An 18,445-nucleotide genomic window follows, 5' to 3' on the forward strand; every position below is an offset into this window, starting at 1 on the left:
GATTGCTTAAGTAATTGCCCCCGCTGGTGGGGGTACAATATGCCGTGTCCCCACCAATTGGGTTAACGCCATCTGGTCAATTCCGGCTCCGATGTTTGTCGCTCAGAGGGCTCCAGACTATCGGTAGACTCGTTCAGGACAGGCGCAGGGGCGGTGGGATCTGACTCCCAAGCGGCGGTTTCCCTGACGGCTTCATCGGTTAAGGACGGCAGCACACAACTGGTGCGCTTCGAGAAGCCCCAGGCGAATAATGCCACAATCAGGGATACCATAACCCACTCCGGAGGCACCCACTCTGGATTGATCACCCGCAGCAGCAGTCGCAGGCCCACGAAAGCCACGGTGATGAATCCAGCATCTTCTAGATATTCATATTCATCCAGCCAACGAATGAAGAGCCCGGCCAGGAACCGCAGGGTAATGATGCCGATGGCGCCCCCCAGCATGATAATCCAGACTTCCCGGGAGAGGGCAATGGCGGTGGTGACGCTGTCTAGGGAAAAGGCTAGATCGGTGAAGGCAATGACTGGAATCGCTTGCCAGAGATTGGCAAAGCGAGGGCCATGGTGATGGTGGGCGGCATCTTCGTCGCCGGTGAAGTGCTGATACACCAACCAGAGTAAATAAAGGGCCCCAGCCACTTCAAATTGCCAGAAATGGAGCACCCAACTGGCAGTGAGAATCAAGGCCATGCGTAGGCCAAAGGCGACCACCAACCCTAAGTTCAGGGCTCGTCGTTGTTGGGTTTCGGAACTCAAGCCCTGGGCAATGGCCGCCAATGCGATCGCATTATCGGCTGACAACACTGCTTCCAATGCCACCAGTACCGGCAACAGTAATAGGGTATCGACCCCCAGGTTGGATGAAAACTCTAGCAAGCGATCCAGCATGCAAGCAGTGTCCTTTAACAGGGAAGATGGGCTGAGAAGCTGGGATCTAGCCCCATTTCGGGGTAGCCACAGCATGGTTCTAGAATACTCCCTGGAGTCTGGGCCAGGGAACTCTGTTTCATGCTAACGAAGATCCCCAATTGCCATCGACGCTCTGAGTCGACTGAACGACTCTAAGCGCTAATATGCCAAGAACATCTTAAAAAGCCTGCCAGGTAAGCGTTGTCAAGACGTTAGCGATCTTGCTTGAGCGTTTACAGTGATGCCGAAAACCTTGCCCTGACGGCTATTTCGGCGTTTTGCCAATCACCTCTAAGCCAGATGGCCCCTTGTCATCGTCGTGATCGCCACCGCCAGTCAGCTGGGCCAGAGCACTAGCCACCATCCCCATCCCTAAGATTTGGCGGCCTTGCGGGCGGCTGCCTTCGCTTTCTGTTTTTCTTTGGCTTTCTGGCGCTTGGCAGCAGCCTTAGCCGCTTGCTCTGCATCCAGGGCCGCTTGGCGGACCTGGGCGTCTTCCTCGGCTAATTTTTCTAAATAGTAGTGGTAATCTCCGCGGTAGAGGCGCAACTGGCCATCGCGAATCTCGACAATCTTGTTGGCCACCTGAGAGATGAAGTAGCGGTCGTGGGAGACCATCAAAGCGGTGCCGTCGTAATGCTGCAGGGCAGCTTCTAGCATCTCTTTAGCGGGAATGTCTAAGTGGTTGGTGGGCTCATCTAAGATGAGTAAATTGGCCGGTTGCAATAGCATTTTGGCCAAAGCCAGACGCGCCTTTTCACCGCCACTGAGGGTGCGCACCGGCTTAAATACCACATCACCACTAAACAGAAACTGCCCCAGTAAACGCCGCACTTCTTCGTTGGTCCAGTCAGGGACTTCGTTGTGCAGGGTATCGAGGACGGTTTTATTGAGGTCTAGGGCTTCAGCCTGGTTCTGCTCGAAATAGCCGGGGATGACATTGTGCTGCCCCAGGGAGACTCGGCCCTCACTGGGACGCTCTAACCCCATCATCAGCCGCAACAGGGTAGACTTGCCCGACCCATTCGGCCCTAGGAAGGCGATGCGATCGCCCCGCTCGATCAACAGATTGGCCTCTAGAAATAGAATCTGGTCACCATAGGCATGGGTGAGGTCCTTGATGATAACGACGTCGCGACCGCTGCGAGGGGCCGGGGGAAACTGGAATTTTAAGGACTTGAGTTTAGCCGTGGGCGCCTCGACCCGCTCCAATTTCTCCAGTTGCTTTTCCCGGCTCTTGGCCTGGGTGCTGCGGGTAGCACTGGCTCGGAAGCGCTCGATGAAGGCCTGCTGTTCGGCAATTTCCTTCTGTTGGCGCTCGTAGGCACTGAGTTGAGCCGCCTGCTGCTCAGCTTTTTGAGCCAAGTAAGCGCTGTAGTTACCCAGGTAGGTGGTCGATATGCCCCGCTCTGTCTCCACAATCTGGGTGCAGAGGCGGTCGAGGAACTCCCGGTCGTGGGAGATGAGGACCATGGGGGTGGTGAGTCCCTTGAGATAATTCTCCAGCCACTCAATCGTCTCTAGATCGAGGTGGTTGGTGGGCTCGTCTAGGAGCAGCAGATCGGGATTCTGTAGCAAAATTTTGCCCAAACTCATGCGCATCTGCCAGCCGCCACTGAACTCGCTGACGTAGCGGTCAGCAGCTTCGACGGTAAAACCCATCTCGGGCAGAATTTTTTCGATGCGGGCTTCTAGGCCATAGCCACCTAGAGCTTCGAAGTGGCGCTGCTGCTGATCTAATTCGTGGATCAGCCGCTCTAACTCATCGGGGTCAGCCGTTTCCATCTGGGCGGGAATGGTGTGGTGAATGGCATGCTGAACCGCATTGGCTTCGCTGAAGACGGTCCAAAATTCATCCCGGACGGTGCGGGATGGATCTACCTCAAACTCTTGAGTCAGGTAGGCAATGCGCAGATCGGCAGGCCGCACCACGGTGCCGCTGGTGGGCTCTTCTTCGCCGGCAATGATCTTGAGCTGGGTGGATTTACCGGCCCCATTCACCCCGACCAGGCCGATGCGGTCGCCGGGTTTGATTTCCCAGGTTACGTCTTTCAACACCTCACCCGTGGGATAGATTTTACCGATGTTTTCCAGACGCAGCATAGAGACACTCCAAGGGTTCAACGGACCAATCGACCCAACCACCGACTAGCCATCACCGCCACTTTAACAAAGTTAACGATAAGTTCCAGGGGGGCAACCACAATCGGGTCACCACAAGAGGCCCTGGTTCGGCCATAGAGGAGCTCTGCCGAGTCGCCAGCGCTGCAGGGCCAGGGCTAGTTGTCGGATTGAACCGGAAGGGGACCCGGGCGTACGGTGATGGTGCGATCGCGTCCCTCCCGACGCACGTCTATGGGCAGCGACTCCCCAATTTGGCTTTGGTCCACCTGTTGCTGCACATCGGTGCCATCTTCGATGGCGTTACCGTTAATCGCCTTAATCACATCTCCCGGTTGCAGGCCAGCTTCATCCGCCGGAGACCCCGATAGGACTTCGACGATCAAGACGCCGGTCTCATCCTCGGGAATGGTGATATCACTGCCAGGGGCAGTATTAATCCGCTGTTTCACCTGGGGGGTGAGGGTGACCATTTGAATGCCCAGGAAGGGATGCTCGGCTCTACCATCGGTGGCCAGTTGCTGGGCAATATCCTGCACCGTATTGATGGGAATGGCGAAGCCAATGCCCTGGGCCCCCTGAATGATGGCGGTGTTCATGCCAATCACCTGCCCCTGGCTATTAAGCAGGGGACCGCCAGAATTGCCGGGATTGATGGCAGTATCAGTCTGGATGAAGGCCACCCGTTTATCAGGCACCCCCACATCGCTACTGGTACGCCCGGTGGCGCTGATAATACCTGCCGTCACGGTGTTATCGAGACCGAGGGGATTGCCAATGGCAATGGCCCACTGGCCGGGTTGAATCTGCTCAGAATCGCTGAGGGTAACGGTGGGGAGATCTTGAGCATCAATGTCAATCACTGCCACATCCGTGACTGGATCTGTGCCCAAGACTTCCCCTTCAAAGGTGCGACCGTCCTTGAGGGTGACCTGTACCGTGTCGGCCCCCTCGACCACATGGGCATTGGTGATGATCTGACCATCGGCCTGGGTGATAAAGCCAGACCCCAGCCCCTGTTGCCGTCGCTCTGGGGCCGGCATGGGAATTTGGTCGCCGAAGAAGCGGCGAAACATGGGATCTTTGAAGATCTCCGGCACTTGGGTGGTGACCGTGCGGGAGGCATCAATGCGGACCACGGCTGGTCCTACCTGGTTCACGATGGCAGCGACAAAGTCAGGATTTCCCGGTGCGATGGCTCTAGATTGGGCATCGATGGTTGCATCCGGCACCTGAGCACTGGCATTGTCAACGGTGTTTCCAGTGGCGGTGGGCTCAGAGGGTTGGGAGGAGCGCAGCACCGTCGTACCAGCGGTGGCAATCCCCGCCCCTAAGAGCACTAGGGCTACGGGGGTGAGCCAGCGCCGCCCCTGGCGATGGAAGGGGACCTTGGCAACGGGACCTGCCTGCCCAGTCGAGGCAGAGTTGGCGTCATTGTGACGGGCGTGATTCTGAGGTGAGTTGACCATGGGAGTAACCTTTGCGCAAGTAATGTAGCTGCAATCGATACCAGAGCTCGATGGCGAATCTCCTACTGTTGAGGAAACGCTACGGCCGCCTGATGTCCGAGGTCAGTGCGAACTGGAGCCTAGGCGGATCGTGGCAGGATCTTTGCCGAGACCGTTAGAGCTCTTTACCATCTACCCTAACGAGACTCTATGACACGACCATGGCGAGGTTGTCACAAGGCTGTGAAGCTGCGTTCCCTACTTTGCGATCCCTACTTAGAGTTTTACCCCATGCCCTTTCTACTGCCTGCCCCCTATGCAACAGCGATTCCTACAGATTGCTTCGGTTGCCTTGGCTGTTAGCTTGTTTAGCTTAGCAGCCTGGCGATTAACTCAGGAGTTCCAGCAGTATCCGCCCCAGCAAATTTGGCAAAGCTTACTGACGATTCCGACGGAATCGGCGCTGGTGGCAGCGGTCTTAGTCGTGCTCAACTACGGTGTGCTCACCAGCTACGATACGCTGGCGGTGCGATTTGTCAAACGGCCGCTGCGCTATAGCCAAACGGCACTGGTGGCCATTACCAGTTATGGCCTCAGCAACAGCATTGGGTTTACTCTCTTGAGCAGCAGTGCCATTCGCTATCGTTTCTATCTCGCTTGGGGGCTGTCGCCTTTAACCATTGCCCGCATCATTATCTTTTGTAATCTCAGCTTCTGGGTGGGAGTGCTTACCCTATGTGGGGTTGTCTTTTTGACCGCTTCCTTGTCGCTGCCTGCCGCTTTGAACTTACCGTTTCAATCCTTACAGGTCTTGGGCAGCGTCTGTCTAGCCATTATCTTGGGGTACTTAGGCTGGAATGCTCTGAGCCAGAAGGCCTTGCAGATCGGTCGCTGGCGACTGCCCCATGTACCGATGAAGCTGGCTCTAGTCCAAGTTGCCGTCACCTCTCTGGACTGGGTCACAGAGGCAGCTATTCTGTACATATTGTTGCCGCCCTTGCCTCTGACTTTGCATGGCTTTGTGGGAGTCTATGTATTGGGGCAGCTGGCTGGGATCTTCAGCCATGTGCCAGGGGGATTGGGGGTGTTCGAGACGGTGCTGCTGCTGATCCTATCGCCTCCCTTGCCAGCCGATGCCTTGCTGGCATCGCTGTTGGCGTTTCGGGCCATTTACTATGGCCTGCCCCTATTGGCAGCCTGCCTACTGTTGGGGAGCTATGAGTTACATCGCGATATGGAACGAGGCTAACTATGTTTATCAACTACATCACCTTGATGCTGACCAATCTGGCCGCCGGGTTGGTCTTGCTAGCGGCCTATGTCTACTGGGGCTTAGACAGTAAGCAGCAGACCCTGTGGATTCCTGGGTTCGGAGTGGTCGGTGCGATCGCATTAGTCACCGGGCTCCCCATGATTTGGACCTGGCCAGTACCAGGGGTCTTCAACATGGCCTTCGGGGAATGCTCGGTGCTATTCGGCATTCTCTTCGCCGGTACCTCCATCGCCCTCGCCCAGCGCTGGGAGCTTTTCACCTTAGCCGTCTACGGATTCTTCGCTGGCTTGGCCGCCATCGTCTATGGCATCCGCATCATCGATCTGGGCCTGACCCTAAAACCCGTGGTTTCCGGCCTGGGCTTTATTCTCAGTGGCCTGGGCGGAGTCTGCGCCGCTCCCATGTTGTCCCTCAAGGGCAATAAGGGCCTGCGACTCATCGCCGCGCTCATTCTACTCATCGCCGCCCTGATTTGGCTGTGGACGGATCTATTTGCCATCTGGAACCACATGCAAGGCTACAGTGACTGGCAACCCCTGCCGATGCGGTGATTGATAGGCTGTGTTCCCTTAACCGCCCGTGCATCCCGGCTAACTCTGCTCCCAATCTCCGGCACAAACTTAAAACTTAAAATAGATCCGTGACTGGGCAGCATGGCATCCATCATGACGGCACAAACGGCACCGCAATTCCAGCCCCTTTTGCTTCAGCTTCCGGATGACGTGACGCTACAGGTCACGCCAGAGCAGTTCGCGGCCCTTGCGGCGGCCAACCGTGACCTGAAATTAGAGCGAACGGCAACCGGAGAATTGATTGTGAATCCCCCCACTGGTGGTAAATCTGGTAAGCGCAACCTGAGCATCAGCACTCAGTTGGGCATCTGGTTTGAAGCCAATGATTCCCTGGGCGAAGCCTTTGATTCTTCTACCGGATTTGCATTACCCAACGGGGCCAATCGTTCTCCAGATGCTGCTTGGGTACGCCGGAAGCGGTGGGACGCTCTGACCCCAGAGCAGCAAGAGGGCTTTGTGCCGCTATGCCCAGACTTTGTGGTGGAACTGCGCTCAAAAACAGACGCCCTCAAAACGCTTCAGGCAAAGATGCAAGAATACATCGATAACGGTGCCCAGTTGGGCTGGCTGATTGACCCGCAAACCCGACGGGTAGAAATCTATCGCCCCGGTAAAGCAGTGGAGATTTTGGAAAATCCTGACACGTTATCGGGCGAATCGGTGTTGCCCGGCTTCACCCTGACCTTGCAACGCATTTGGACATGATATCGATATACAGACACAGGCATCAGCAAAACTTGGGTTAGAGGATATTTGGAAAGTCCCCTGCGACCTTACTTCAGACTGGCTTCTAGCCAACAGAACCATACGCTCTAAAACGCCTATCTTACTGGCCTTGCAGCCGAGTTTCCAAATGTCCTTATTAAAGGGGATGCCCAGCCTGAGGAATAGAATTGCAGTGATGGCTCAGCCAAGTTGAGGCGGTTATGGAAGAGTTGCTGGAAATACGGGAATTATTACTAGCGAATCGGGTTGCTGATGCCTTGCAACTGGTCGAGGAAATGACGGAGATGAGCAAAGATGACAAGCTCAACAAGATTTTTAGCTTTGGCATCATCCTGCTCATCCATCTCATCAAACAAGCCGCGGAAGGACAATCCACTCGTTCCTGGGAAACGTCGATTTTGAATGCCGTTAAGCAAATTCAACGAACCAATCGAAGACGTAAAGCGGGGGGCACCTATTTGACCTTGGGAGAATTGCGGGAAACTCTGGAAGATGCCTACAGTTCGGCGTTGCGACAGGCGGCATTGGAGGCATTTGAAGGTCGCTATGAAGCAGCGGAGTTGGGGCAGATGGTTGACCAGAAAGCCATCATCGAGCAGGCGATCGCTCTCGTCTTGGAAGCGGCTGGCGATCGCAACACGGGTTCATGACTCGACTAGGGCGATCATCGCTTTTGCATGCAAGGCTATGATTCTTTAGATAAATAGGGCTGTAGCTCTGCGGCTAGCCAAGGCATCGGTGGTGCTTGTTCATAATCAATAAAGTAGTCATAGCCGAGCTGTTCGTAGAGTTCGCTCAACAAAGATTGCACATTCAATAAAACATCTTCATCTTCTGGCCCCAGAGGCAGGGGAACTGCCGGAATCACATCAGACACGTTGAAGGCGTATAAATCTGCCAGCGGCCGCTGTGGGGCTCGGCTGACCAAGATGCGATAATGACTTTGAGCCACATCTGGTTCCATCAAAAACGGCTGCCCTGCCCGCAGCAAATCAATCTCAACTAAGTGCGTTTGACTACCCAGAATCTGCTGTCGTTTGGCCATATATTTACTGCGACCCTCACCTCTTTTATTAGCTGGCGACAGTACCTCAAGCACGGTGACAACAATCTGGGTGGCTGCATCTTTCACTTCTAGGTAAGACTGCTGCATTTCCATCGGGACTGGCACTCTGACTTTAACGGGGTGCCCTGTTGCCTTGGGCGTCGTGGCAATTGGGGTAGGATTAGTCTGTCGTTGCTGAATGCTGACGTCAGGTCGACCCATCGCCACGGTAAGCGCGTCGGTAACGGTATAAACCCACTTATCGGTGACCACTCGATATTTGGGCAGCAGTTGAGGCACAAGACGCCGAGCGATCGCGGCCACCAGCTGGTTATGGAAGTCTGACCAGTAATCAGGCTGTTCCAGATACGGATTCATTCCTGGGAAAGGATTGGGCATGAGGGGGAGGGCGATCTCGTATGTCTATGATACTGTTGCCCATTTAGCCCGTTGCAGTACCGTAGGCTGGGCCTTGGAAATGGCCTTAGGCAAGGGACTGCTCCAGGTCTTCGAGTTCTGCACTCAAGGGGCAGACGTGGTATGGCTCCAGGCTGAGCAAAAATTCAACCCGCGACATCCCAGCTAACTCTGCGGCCCGCCCAGAAGACAAGCGCCCCAGTTCGTACAGTTTGACCGCTGCCAGCACGGGCAGTTCGCGGGCAAACCCTGCAGCGTCGGTCTTTTCGGGTAGGAGTCTGAGATAATCTCACCTAACTACCCGAGAGACCCACTACCGTCATTCCCGCGGCGGCGGGAATCCAGGGAACAAACCTCGGCTTTGGCTCAGAATACTCTGCCTGGATTCCGGGTCGCGCTGCGCTTGCCCGGAATGACGGGATTCGGTTTCGCGGTAAGTCTGCTACCTCGAGAGACGGTAGTGGTCTGAGATCATCTCACCTAACTACCGTCTTTTCGGCCAGCAGAACTTTGTCGGGAATGTGGAGGACAATGGGATGGGTGGTCATGGTGCAATTCACCTTTGCAGACACTTCTATTATCGCGGTGCGGGCACGGAAAATTGTCCGACCCATCCCCGGTCATGCGACTACTCTATCCTGACCAATTGACTGCTGATTTTCTGAATCTTGATGTTGTGCCAGAAACTCAGAAAACAACTCAAAAAACAGTTCAAATCCAGACCGTTCGTCAGCAGCATGGAGCAAGATGATTTGTGCCCAGGAGACCGTAGCACTGATCTTGAAACGCTGCTGAATCCAGGTTTGAAACTTTTCAAACTCTTTTTCTTCAGCCGTTATCTCAAGTCCCTGTTCCTGTCGCGAGAATGCATACCCACATAAAAACATGTATAGATTGCTGATGGAAGGGGTACCAACATACAGACCCGGCTGTTGATGTATTTTCCTAATTAGATTGTATAAACCCGCCATTATTAATCTCCTTGCCAAGAAATCAACACATTAAAAAGCTTAAAATTTTTCCAGTTCTATCACTTCAAACTCCCCACTCGCACAATCAAAATCAGCCATCCATTCTGCTCTCTTCAATCCTTCTGATGAGAGATTGTCAAAAACCCTGCCATAGATCTCAATGCCTTGATGTACACCCGATTGCGCGATACAGTCTAGACCAGCTTGCCAGCGCTGACTGACAATAAATTTGAGCCGACCGATCGCGGTCATCTGCAAATGCACACCGTGAATGCCGTTTGCTTTCAACCAAGCTTTGATCGCCGCGGCACAGTCAACACACTGAAATACGGTATAGCCTGAGATAATCTTAGCAACCTCCTCAAACACCTCATCCCTGGTCATGCCGTTATCCAGACTCCCTTACTCATGCCTGAGCATCTCGGTGTTAACTGTTCTATCCAAATCAAGGCTCCTAGAGCTAGCCTATAATGCCCTAGCCGCTCTCAACCCTCGATGTCTTTGGGGTATTGAAACTGAATAAGTTCTCATGATTCAGAGATAGGTAGTTTAGGAGACAGCAAATGTCTGGAGGCAGACAAATGGGCATGGGGTCGCAGGCAAGTGGAATGCTGGCAGTGCTGCTGGTCGTCATGGGGGCAGAATTCCCTGTAGCTGCAACCGCTTCGGAACCTGCCGCTCTCATCGCTCAAGAACCCGAACCAGACGCCACGGCCCCCCTAGAGCGAGCCGAAGCGCTTAACCAGCAGGTGATTGAACTCTACCAAGCGGGACGGTATCAAGAGGCCATTCCCCTGGCAGAAGAAGCCTTAGCCATTCGGCGCCAGCAGTTAGGGGAGCGCCATCCCCATGTGGCCGCCAGCCTCAACAACCTGGCATTGCTGTATGAGGCCCAGGGGCGCTATGGCGAGGCCGAGCCCCTCTATCAAGAATCCCTAGCCATTCGGCGCCAGCAGTTAGGAGAACGCCATCCCGCTGTGGCCCAAAGCCTCAACAACCTGGCATTGCTATATGTTGCCCAGGGGCGCTATGGGGAAGCCGAACCCCTATATCAAGAATCCCTCGCCATTCGTCGCCAGCAGTTAGGGGAGCGCCATCCCGATGTCGCCAGCAGCCTCAACAACCTGGCAGGGCTATATGTTGACCAAGGGCGCTATGGCGACGCCGAGCCCCTCTATCAAGAATCCCTAGCCATTCTTCACCAGCAGTTAGGGGAGCACCATCCCAAGGTGGCTGCTAGCCTTAACAACCTAGCAGTACTGTATTATGCCCAGGGGGAAACCACTCAGGCGGTGCGCAGCTTCCAGGCAGGCTTGGCCATCGAAGAGTGGCACCTGGAGATCAACCTGACGACGCTGACAGAGGCCCAACGCCAGGACTACGCCGCCACCCTCTTCGGCACTACGGATGCGGCTATTTCCCTGTCGCTGCAATCGGCAGAGGCGCCACCCCTGGGGCTGACCACGTTGCTGCGGCGCAAGGGTCGCCTGCTGGAGGCGGGCAGCAGCAGTCTGCAACGCCTGCGCCAGAACCTCACGCCTGAAGACCAGACCCTGCTAGACAACCTCATTGATGTGCGTCAGCAACTGGCAGCCCTCACCTTCAATCCCCCGGAAAACCTGCCACCGGAGGAGTACCGATCGCAACTCGCTGCCCTGGAACAGCAGGACAGTGACCTATCTGCCACCCTGGCTCGTCGCAGTGCTGTATTTCGAGTAGAAGCCGAACCCGTAGAGATTGCCGCAGTACAGGCCCAGATCCCAGCCGATGGGGTGCTGGTGGAATATGCCCGCTATCACCCCTTTGATGCTAAAGCTAATCCAGCTAACCGCTGGGGTGACCCTCGCTATGCGGCCTACCTCCTCTTCCCCAATGGCCGCATTGAAGCCATCGACCTGGGCGATGCCGCTGCCATTGACACTGCCGTGCAAGCCTTCACCACCCTGCTTCAAGACCCCCGCGCCGACCTACGGGGCGATCCCGCCACCATCATCACCGAGATTGACCCCGACCGGATTGAGACGGTGACCAGCACCCTGCAGGCCCTGGTGTTGGATCCGATTGCACCCTATTTAGAGGGCCGTGAGCATCTGCTGATCTCTCCCGACAGCCAGCTCAACCGCCTGCCCTTTGAGGCCCTGCAGACGGACGATGGTCGTTATCTGGTGGAGCAGTATCAAATCAGCTATCTCAACAGCGGTCGTGACCTGCTCAAATTCGACGTCCTAGATCCCAGCACAGCGCCCGCTGTCATTCTTGCCAATCCTGATTATGAGCAAGCCGCCCCTCGACTCCGCTCGGGGCTCGACTCGGTAACTGGAAGCTACCCGAGCGGAGTCGTTGGCGAAGCTGCTCCGAAGGAGCTAGAGAGCCGGGGCGAGCGGTCGTCGAGCGGAGTCGAGCGGTCGTCGAGCGGAGTCGAGACGAACCGCCGCTCCACCGATCTCAGCCAACTTCAGGTCGAACCGTTACCCGGCACCGCCGCCGAAGCCGGAGCCATCCAACCCCTACTCCCCAACGCCACCGTCCTCACCGAAGACCAGGCCACCGAAAACGTGCTCAAGACCGTGCAGGCTCCCCGCATTCTCCACATCGCCACCCACGGCTTCTTCTTAGAAGATCAACCCATTCCAGTCGCCGAGGAGAGTCGTGGCCTTAGCCTGGCCGCGGCTGACGGGCTGCGGGCACTGCCCCGCTTAACGGCCCCGGTGGAAAATCCCCTGCTGCGCTCGGGTCTGGCCCTGGCCGGATTCAACGCCCGCAGCAGCGGTGACGAAGACGGGGTCTTTACGGCTCTGGAAGCCGCTAACCTCAACCTGTTTGGCACCCAGCTGGTCGTCCTCTCTGCCTGCGATACCGGCTTAGGTGACATTGCCAATGGCGAAGGGGTCTATGGTCTACGGCGGGCCTTTGCCATCGCCGGGGCCGAGACCCAGTTGATGAGCCTGTGGCAGGTGAGCGATACCGGCACCCAGAGTCTGATGGCGCGGTACTACGAGAAGTTAATGGCCGGTATGGGTCGTAGTGAAGCCCTGCGGGCGGTGCAGCTGGAGATGATCCGCGCAGGTGGACAATACAGTCGGCCCTACTACTGGGCCGCCTTCATCCTGGCGGGGGACTGGCGACCTTTAGAATAGGCCACAATCACTCGTAGATTACGCTGACTATGCCTTTGGCAGGCGACGCCTACGACGCCGCTCAGTCAGTGGCTCAGCCAGGCAAGATCTGGACTTCGTCAGCCAACACCGACAGTTCCACGCGATCGCCATATCCAATGCCCTCAATCTTCGGCATTAGAACCTCCAGATGATCCGGCCGCTGAACGTGCATCGGCTTCGTCTCCGGGTGAGGATAGTAGATCCAGCCGTCGAAGGTATTGCCGTTCCAGGTTAGACGGCAGCGCGAAAAGGAGAACGTTTCAGGATCGTGAGCATCCGTCCAGGCCATCTGCTCTAGCGTGATTTCCGGCTTCACTATGCGGACCTGATGAGGTGCTATCGCAACGTTCAGCGTCCCCAAAAAGTAAGGCCGCAGATCAACCCCCCGGGCCAAAAAATGGGGCCACTGCATTGCCAATGTCCCTCCTGGATAAGGACTCTGCTGCGACAGTCCCGAAGCGACTCTATATCCCTGAACGATGGTGCCCGCTAGGGTTTGCCACTGGCGCATCATGGCTCTCTTGTTCTATCTGCTGAGAAAGTTAGCGACTGAAACACTAGTATCGCTGTGGTCAACCTGAACTGGTTGAGATGCGAGGGCCCCTAAAGGCCGGTCTAGCCCCTTAGGGGCGGCTACGCCAATGACCATCGCAACGTCATCGGCTCACCTTCAGCGCTGCTACCCTGTGCGCTCTCGCCCCCCTGAAGGTAATCACTCACTTCATTTTTCCCAGGCTACACTGAAATTGCTGGATTACCTTGCTTCTGGGCATCCACTCATGACCTCCATTACCTTTGATGTTCCCCAGGATGTCTTCTCTGCGCTGAAGACCTCACCCGATGAATTTGCGGCTGAATTGCGTCTGGCCGCTGCGATTTTCTGGTATCAGAAAGGACAAATCTCCCAAGAAAAGGCGGCCCAAGTTGCCGGGCTGGATCGAAATTGGCCTGGGTCTATACCCATGCTGGAAGTGAAGCGATTATTGATGATCTAGCGGCACGGCGATGTGCAGCAGCTCTGGAGATTCCGGTGCGGGGAACGCTGGGCTTGGTGCTGGTGGCCAAGCGGCGGGGCGAAATTGCGTCGGCTCGAACGGTGTTGAATCAGTTGCGACAAGCGGGGATGTATCTGTCGGATGCGGTCATGAATCGGGCGTTGCGGCTGGTTGGCGAGTAGAGGACGCCAACCGTCAAAGCCTACAACTCGCCCTGGTTGGCCAAAGCACCCTCGTCACCTGCAAAGCAGTGGTACTGACTGTGCTGGCCGACTATGAAGCGGCTCTGGAGGCAGTGGGGCAGGCCCTTGCTCTGGAAGGAATGCTCAGCCACCGCCGATACCGGCAGTAAAAGTTTCTGATGCCAAGATGTTGAGGGCCCCGAGTTGAGTAGACACCACGGCGTCCTCTCCGGTCAGGGTGGCGACTTCCCGGTAGACGCCCTCCTGTAACACCAGCACTAGAATGGTTTCCGCCTGCGGATCAATAACCCAATATTCTGGGATGCCTAAGTCCTGATACTGCATTCGCTTGGCCACATAGTCTCGGTTCCGCTGCACTTCCCCCGGACTGACAATTTCCATCACCAGCAGCGGCGGCGCCATAGACAGGCGAATGGTGTTGCGTGCTTTCAGTTGGGCAATGTGTTCGTCACGAATTACCGTCAGGTCGGGGAAACGGTTGCGGGGCTCTCCCCGCACCTCTAACTCCAGGCCGTGGCCCCGCATCCGCCGATGACCTACCAGTGGCAACAGCAGGGCAAACAGCAGATTAGCAATTTCCACGTTGAAGCCGGATTCTGGGGGCACAGGAATTAACTCTCCATTAAACAGTTCATAGAGATTATCTGTGCCGTCATCGTAGGCCAGGTACTCTTCAAAACTCTGAAATCGTGGCTTCAGTTGAACCATCGACGATTCCCCGGGAGCGATTGGGTTCATTCTAGACCGACCTGGGGAAAGCCCCCTCGTATACGAAAGCTACTGCATCGGCACTAACAAGGCGATTCCTGGCTTGGCTATTGAGGTCATCTGCGGTCTGATGCCCTGGATGAGTTTCCTGAGACCTGTGGCTACGCGGAGCTCAGCTGCAGCGAAATGCTGCCTGACTTAGATATGGCGCTGTTAACGGCCTGTGTTCAAATCCCGAGTCCCTTAGCGGCAGCCCAAACATTCCATCAGGGGCTGCCAGCTCGGCCCCAATCGCCCCCAACCTCCGGTGAGGAAGAGCAGTCACGGCTGGATTGAGGCGGGTGCAGCAAAAAGGTGCGTGGATGCACCAATAAGCTGCACGGGACCACCAAAAAGGTGCGCGGGAGCAGCACAAGGATGAACGGATGCAGCACAAGGGTGGGCTGGCGGACTGCGGTGGTCATTTCGGGTAAGGGCGGCGCTACCTGAAATCCAGTTGCTCTCCCAGCATTGGGGGTTGGGGGGTCTACCTGGGAAGGATGGCCATGAGGTTCTCTCTATGGTGTCAGTAGAGATGGGGAGATGGGGAGATGAGGGAAAGTAGAATAGGAAAATGCCGGTGGATGTGGCGACTGGCGGTTCTCTATCAAGGGGTGACGGTGTCGGCAGCCTAGCCTTACTTAGGGCTTGGGGATCGTGTGCAGAGATGGGAGATGCGATCGCAATGGCACATTCAACACCGGGGGCTGCTGGACGGTAGCAGATTTAGGGGTGCTGCCGGAGGATGGACGACGCTATGAAATTATTTGGGGTGCTGGAATACTGGATTGCAGACCGTGAGCAGCGCAAGCTAGAGGTGTATCGCCGCGATCGCGGGGTGTTGAAACTGGCCCTGTCGTTGTATGCCAGGGACGAGTTGACGAGTCCGGTCTTGCCCGACTTTAGGGTGCAGATAAGCCAGTTTTTCTAAAGAGAAAGAAAGGCAAATTGATGGTGTATTGATAAGAGTAAATCAACTAAACGAGGAAAAAATGGAGCAAGATTTTCTAATCACATTGACCAATGATCTAAAAGCTGAACTTGAAGCGGCGGCTTCTGATGAAGGGCAGTCAGCTGCAAGTCTGGCTCAAAAAGCCATTGCAGACTATCTGTTCAGTCGTCAGTTTCGTACTCTACGAGCTTATCTACTTGCGAAAGCACAGGATGATTACACTGACGAGGATATTTTTAAAATCGTATCGTGAAAATCGTTAGAGGAACCTATTTGCCGCGATCCAGACGACGATATGATTTTGGCAACTGCCTTTACAGCAGATGCTAACTGTATTATCACGGGTGACAAAGATTTATTGGTTCTGCAATCTATTAGAGAAGTTTCAATCCTTAAGCCTGCGGATTTCCTGGCTTATGAAGAAGCTTTCAATCAATAGTTGATTACCTTTATGACAGGCCGATCGCTACAGCTATCTGAGGCAGGGCAGCAGCAGGCGCGACAGGCACTGCTGGTGAGAAGCCTGACTCAAAAAGCGTCGCCTATGAGCATGCGATCGCATACTGGCTGACGCGCCATTCTGCCGCTGCCCAGCGCACGGAGTTCTTTGAGCAGCTACAGCAGCCCGACACCCAGGCTCAGCGCACCCACTGGCTACCGGTGCTGAGCATGTGACGGCGAGCAATACCGTGCAGATGGTGGGTGAATTGTTGGCCCGCTGGTGGCGATCGCTCAGCCATCGCTTACCGGATGCGATCGCAGCGATCGCGGCCCGAACACCGCAACCCCATGGTCGATTGCCTCACCCCTATGACGATCGCAGTCAGCTTTTGGGGTGGTTGTTACAGCCCTGTTGGCCCCTGATTCAAGCCCAGCCCGAGACAGAAATTTTGACGGCTCTACAACAGCAGGTCTCGCTGCTTGGCCATGGCAGTTGTAGCCGGTTAATTGAATGCCATCTGGGGGTAGCACCTGCATTACAACATGACCTCCTGCGGCGATTGTTGACGGAGCCTGTCCCTCGTTATGAGGATATCAAAACGGCTCTGGCACAGTGGATCGCCTCGCTATTGCCAGCCCATTTAGAGGTCGCCGATTTCCCGCTGGGCGATCGCTGGGAAGCGTTTTTATATGAGTCTTGGCCACCCGGCTGGCAGATTGTCCTGACGCTAGCGGTAGCGCATTGGGCCGGACGGGACCAAGGCTTATTCAACGCCATTTTGGCGGATGGCTTGTTTGGTCCCACTCACCATCTGGGGGCTAATTTGATGGTGCTGCGGGAAAGTGTAATGCTGGGAGCGGCTGAGTGGATCGCGCCTTATCTGGCAAGCTTGCCGCCTGATTGCGCCCAGACGATGAATTTTGCCTTTCTTGCCAAGGGGTTGCCTGCAGGGGCGGTTAAGCACATGTCACCGGCTGGGCAGGAGGCGATCGCGCAATGGCTGAGTCCCCATGTGCCCGATCAGGCCGTAACCCTATGGACGTTGATTAATCACCTGGCCGATGCTGCCCCCACAGCTCGGGAATTGCTCATCGCGCTAGTTCCCCAACTGCCAAAAAAGACGCGTCGACAGGTAGAGGTGCAACTACTACGGTTTCAGCCGATTGCGGCTCATCCACCTCTCGAAACCTTATCAAAATCAGATCAACGCTTTTTGCTGGCCATGTATCAGGAGTGGGCGCAGCAAGATGAAGCAGCCTTGGAGCGGCTATTGGCAACGGCACGGGGCAAGCAAAATGATGCGGCAGTGAGCGCGAGCCGCGTTTTGGCTGACCTGGACAGCGGCCCTGTATCACTAGAAGACTGGGTGCCTCTGGTGCGATCGCGCTTTGTGGGGGTGAGGGTTAATGCCCTAACCGCCATGGCAACCCAGTTGGCCAAGCAGTCAGTTGCCGACGCTACTCTCAAGGACATTGCGATTGCTCTGGCCACAGAAGACAATCCCACCGTGGGGCGAAAATTTTGTGATCTGGTTGCTGAGTGGGTTCGTCGCCGACACCGAGTCCCGCCTGTAGTATCGAGGTGCTATCTCCTGCCAGCCAATAAGCGACTGGTCGGGGACGCGAGAGTTAGTCGCGAACGGCGTCCCTATGCGGAGTTATATCCCTTTTCGATGCGGGATGCGATGCCGCGCTTTGCGGTGCCGTTGACGCTTCAGAGTTAGGAACCGGTTGTGGTGCTGAAAGGGTTATTGGGCAGGGTGATAAAACGTTCTGCTCTGGCCGTTGTGTTGGATTATGAGCAAAGCCCTATGCCATACCGGTGATGAGGAATGGTGTGCTGCACAGATGGACTATTGCCTGTTTAAACAAGATTGGTCTTGTTTATAGATGGACCATTGCCTGTCTAAGAAGGACTGACTTCATGCCAAGACGAACCATTCCCTGTTTAAACAACATTGGCCTTGTTTAAAGACGGACTGCTCTCTGTTTAAATAGGACTGCCCTAGTTTCAAGAGGCTCTAGTTCCGGTTCAAGCCGAACTGGTAGTTAGGTGAGATTATCTCGGACCACTACTAGACAACCGGTAGTGAGTAGAGTGGGCAAATTCATGATCCCTGTTCTTAGCAATGGTCGAGGGGCTTGGCTTGCCCACCAATGCTTTGAAAAGATGGGCATTGAGTAGATGAATGACACGCACTATTGAGCCTTAGAAAAGGCAATGCCCATCCTACGAATACTTTGGAAAACGGAAGGACGAGAGCGGAGAACGGAGAGTTTTAGAGGGAAGAAGCTCATGAGTCACAAATCATTCTGCATCGAACTTTTCCGTCCTCCATCCTCCGTTTTCCTGTTTTCAAACCGTTTCCATTAATTCAACTTCCGAAGAAGCAGTTGAAAGGACGGAAGAACGAGAGCGGAGAGCGGAGGATCATTCTCAATGGCTTTTCGCGGTTGTGAGTAAT

19 protein-coding genes and 2 pseudogenes are annotated in these 18,445 nt (G+C 55.3%); 12 read left to right on the forward strand and 9 right to left on the reverse strand.

The features are described 5' to 3' along the window. Positions 1–62: 62 nt before the first annotated feature. From XM38_RS03245 to XM38_RS03255, 3 genes are all read right to left on the reverse strand, one after another. Positions 63–890 (reverse strand): TerC family protein, encoded by an 828-nt coding sequence (locus XM38_RS03245; protein WP_080809052.1) that lies wholly within the window; start codon positions 888–890, stop codon positions 63–65. A 393-nt stretch (positions 891–1,283) separates the two neighbouring features. Continuing rightward, a complete protein-coding gene (locus tag XM38_RS03250) occupies positions 1,284–3,014 on the reverse strand; it encodes an ABC-F family ATP-binding cassette domain-containing protein (protein ID WP_080809049.1) in 1,731 nt (576 codons plus the stop codon). Between the two features lie 176 nt (positions 3,015–3,190). Beyond that, positions 3,191–4,501 (reverse strand): HhoA/HhoB/HtrA family serine endopeptidase, encoded by a 1,311-nt coding sequence (locus tag XM38_RS03255; RefSeq protein WP_080809047.1) that lies wholly within the window; start codon positions 4,499–4,501, stop codon positions 3,191–3,193. Between the two features lie 295 nt (positions 4,502–4,796). On the opposite strand from XM38_RS03255, the gene XM38_RS03260 reads away from it, so the two are divergent. From XM38_RS03260 to XM38_RS03275, 4 genes are all read left to right on the forward strand, one after another. Beyond that, positions 4,797–5,729 (forward strand): putative bifunctional lysylphosphatidylglycerol flippase/synthetase, encoded by a 933-nt coding sequence (locus tag XM38_RS03260; protein WP_080809046.1) that lies wholly within the window; start codon positions 4,797–4,799, stop codon positions 5,727–5,729. 2 nt (positions 5,730–5,731) lie between these two features. Next, positions 5,732–6,304 (forward strand): DUF981 family protein, encoded by a 573-nt coding sequence (locus XM38_RS03265; protein WP_080809043.1) that lies wholly within the window; start codon positions 5,732–5,734, stop codon positions 6,302–6,304. Between the two features lie 114 nt (positions 6,305–6,418). Continuing rightward, positions 6,419–7,030 carry a Uma2 family endonuclease gene (locus XM38_RS03270; RefSeq protein WP_080809040.1) on the forward strand — a complete coding sequence of 204 codons (612 nt, stop codon included), beginning with the start codon at positions 6,419–6,421 and terminating at the stop codon, positions 7,028–7,030. A gap of 221 nt (positions 7,031–7,251) precedes the next feature. Beyond that, entirely contained in the window at positions 7,252–7,701 is a 450-nt protein-coding gene (locus XM38_RS03275) for a DUF29 family protein (RefSeq protein WP_088429072.1), read from the forward strand. Between the two features lie 35 nt (positions 7,702–7,736). Here XM38_RS03275 and XM38_RS03280 read toward each other — a convergent pair whose 3' ends face one another. The 4 genes and pseudogenes from XM38_RS03280 to XM38_RS03295 all read right to left on the reverse strand — a co-directional run bounded on the left by XM38_RS03280 (position 7,737) and on the right by XM38_RS03295 (position 9,868). Next, on the reverse strand, positions 7,737–8,495 hold the full coding sequence (locus XM38_RS03280) for a DUF4058 family protein (protein ID WP_088428755.1): 759 nt from the start codon (positions 8,493–8,495) through the stop codon (positions 7,737–7,739). 85 nt (positions 8,496–8,580) lie between these two features. Continuing rightward, positions 8,581–8,790 (reverse strand): annotated as a pseudogene (locus tag XM38_RS03285) (UPF0175 family protein); the annotation flags it as partial. Between the two features lie 343 nt (positions 8,791–9,133). Further along, positions 9,134–9,484 carry a hypothetical protein gene (locus XM38_RS03290; protein ID WP_080809032.1) on the reverse strand — a complete coding sequence of 117 codons (351 nt, stop codon included), beginning with the start codon at positions 9,482–9,484 and terminating at the stop codon, positions 9,134–9,136. A gap of 39 nt (positions 9,485–9,523) precedes the next feature. Then, positions 9,524–9,868 carry a papain fold toxin domain-containing protein gene (locus tag XM38_RS03295; protein ID WP_080809029.1) on the reverse strand — a complete coding sequence of 115 codons (345 nt, stop codon included), beginning with the start codon at positions 9,866–9,868 and terminating at the stop codon, positions 9,524–9,526. A 203-nt stretch (positions 9,869–10,071) separates the two neighbouring features. Between XM38_RS03295 and XM38_RS27410 the strand changes: the two genes are divergently transcribed. Further along, positions 10,072–12,621, forward strand: coding sequence for a CHAT domain-containing protein (locus XM38_RS27410; protein ID WP_187329256.1), 2,550 nt, complete (start codon positions 10,072–10,074; stop codon positions 12,619–12,621). A 73-nt stretch (positions 12,622–12,694) separates the two neighbouring features. On the opposite strand, the gene XM38_RS03305 is transcribed toward XM38_RS27410, so the two are convergent. Further along, positions 12,695–13,156 carry a hypothetical protein gene (locus XM38_RS03305; RefSeq protein WP_080809018.1) on the reverse strand — a complete coding sequence of 154 codons (462 nt, stop codon included), beginning with the start codon at positions 13,154–13,156 and terminating at the stop codon, positions 12,695–12,697. A gap of 265 nt (positions 13,157–13,421) precedes the next feature. Here XM38_RS03305 and XM38_RS26285 point away from each other — a divergent pair, with 265 nt between their 5' ends. Next, positions 13,422–13,637 carry a UPF0175 family protein gene (locus XM38_RS26285; protein ID WP_088429078.1) on the forward strand — a complete coding sequence of 72 codons (216 nt, stop codon included), beginning with the start codon at positions 13,422–13,424 and terminating at the stop codon, positions 13,635–13,637. Beyond that, positions 13,586–13,819 (forward strand): annotated as a pseudogene (locus XM38_RS03315) (DUF3368 domain-containing protein); the annotation flags it as partial. The gene XM38_RS26285 and the pseudogene XM38_RS03315, both read left to right, overlap by 52 nt. Positions 13,820–13,963: 144 nt before the next feature. Here XM38_RS03315 and XM38_RS03320 read toward each other — a convergent pair. Next, positions 13,964–14,548 carry a Uma2 family endonuclease gene (locus XM38_RS03320; protein ID WP_088429080.1) on the reverse strand — a complete coding sequence of 195 codons (585 nt, stop codon included), beginning with the start codon at positions 14,546–14,548 and terminating at the stop codon, positions 13,964–13,966. A gap of 186 nt (positions 14,549–14,734) precedes the next feature. Here XM38_RS03320 and XM38_RS25695 point away from each other — a divergent pair, with 186 nt between their 5' ends. From XM38_RS25695 to XM38_RS03340, 5 genes are all read left to right on the forward strand, one after another. Next, positions 14,735–14,884: a hypothetical protein gene (locus tag XM38_RS25695; protein ID WP_187329257.1), complete on the forward strand. Its 150-nt coding sequence runs from the start codon at positions 14,735–14,737 to the stop codon at positions 14,882–14,884. Between the two features lie 460 nt (positions 14,885–15,344). Next, entirely contained in the window at positions 15,345–15,518 is a 174-nt protein-coding gene (locus tag XM38_RS03325) for a Uma2 family endonuclease (RefSeq protein WP_225889171.1), read from the forward strand. A 61-nt stretch (positions 15,519–15,579) separates the two neighbouring features. Next, complete coding sequence (locus tag XM38_RS03330; RefSeq protein ID WP_080809003.1) at positions 15,580–15,792, forward strand: ribbon-helix-helix domain-containing protein; 213 nt, start codon at positions 15,580–15,582, stop codon at positions 15,790–15,792. 48 nt (positions 15,793–15,840) lie between these two features. Next, entirely contained in the window at positions 15,841–15,978 is a 138-nt protein-coding gene (locus XM38_RS03335; protein WP_202978815.1) for a hypothetical protein, read from the forward strand. A gap of 232 nt (positions 15,979–16,210) precedes the next feature. Further along, entirely contained in the window at positions 16,211–17,704 is a 1,494-nt protein-coding gene (locus tag XM38_RS03340) for a hypothetical protein (protein ID WP_080808998.1), read from the forward strand. Positions 17,705–18,445: the final 741 nt, after the last annotated feature.

The sequence above is a fragment of the Halomicronema hongdechloris C2206 genome (assembly GCF_002075285.3).
GTDB classification, from domain to species: domain Bacteria; phylum Cyanobacteriota; class Cyanobacteriia; order Phormidesmidales; family Phormidesmidaceae; genus Halomicronema_B; species Halomicronema_B hongdechloris.